This window comes from Tsukamurella soli, from assembly GCF_039541155.1.
In the GTDB taxonomy this organism is placed as follows: Bacteria; Actinomycetota; Actinomycetes; order Mycobacteriales; family Mycobacteriaceae; genus Tsukamurella; species Tsukamurella soli.
Genome location: NZ_BAABFR010000253.1, coordinates 1 through 979 on the forward strand (window position 1 = coordinate 1; position 979 = coordinate 979).

Annotated in this window: 1 protein-coding gene; it reads left to right on the top strand. The window is 77.9% G+C overall.

Annotated elements, in window-relative coordinates; translation table 11 throughout:
• Positions 1-979: helicase-associated domain-containing protein (locus ABD908_RS27425; protein ID WP_345002084.1), on the top strand; the 979-nt coding region annotated here is incomplete at both ends.

The following is a 979-nucleotide window of genomic DNA, read 5'->3' on the forward strand; positions in this document are numbered from 1 at the left end:
CGCCCAGACCGTCCTCGCCCCAGCGGTACGCGCGTCGGCTGGAGCTGCTGGCCGGCGCGGACCTGCTCGGCTACGGGGACGTCGACGAGGAGTCCGTGGTCGCACCGACCGCCGCCGTCGACGCCTGGCTCGCGGCGCGCCCGCCGTCCCGGTGGGCGGACCTGGCGCAGGTCTGGCTGGACCTGCGGCGGCGGCCGGCGCTGATCGGCACCCGCAGCGAGCTCGGCCTGATCGGCCCGCTCAACGCGGCTGCGCGCAGCACCGTCGCACCGCTGGACCGCCGGGCGGTCCTGACCGCGCTCGCCGAGGCCCCGCCGGGCACGGCACCGTCGGCAGAGGACCTGCAGACCTGCGCCCGGTACGCACATCCCCGCTGGTACCGGCGCCTCACCGCGGCGTCGGTGCGGCAGATCTGCAGTGAGGCCGCGGTCGTGGGGATCGTGGCGCGGGGCGCGCTGACCGGCGTGGGACGTGCGCTGCTCGGTGGTGACCGGGCGGGCGTCGAGGAGGCGGCCGCGGCCGCGCTACCGCCGCCCGTGGAGACGTTCCTCCTGCAGGCCGACCTCACCCTCACCGTGCCGGGGCCGATGGCGCACGCCTTCGCGGCCGACGTGGCGCTGGTCGCCGAGCTCGAGTCCGCCGGTGGCGCGGCGGTGCACCGGGTCACGGAGGCCGCGCTGCGGCGGGCGCTCGACTCGGGCCGCTCGGCCGCCGAGCTGCACGCGTTCTTCGCGGCACACTCGTCGACGCCCGTCCCCCAGACCCTCACCTACCTGGTCGACGACGTCGCCCGCCGGCACGGCCAGCTGCGGGCCGGGCTCGCGGCGTCGTTCCTCCGGTCGGACGATCCGGCGCTGCTCGCCACCGAGCTCGCCTCACCGGCCGCCGCCGCGCTCGCGCTGCGCGCCATCGCGCCGACGGTGGTCGTGTGCCAGGCGCCGCTCGCCGACCTCGTCACCGGCCTACGCGCGGCGAAGTC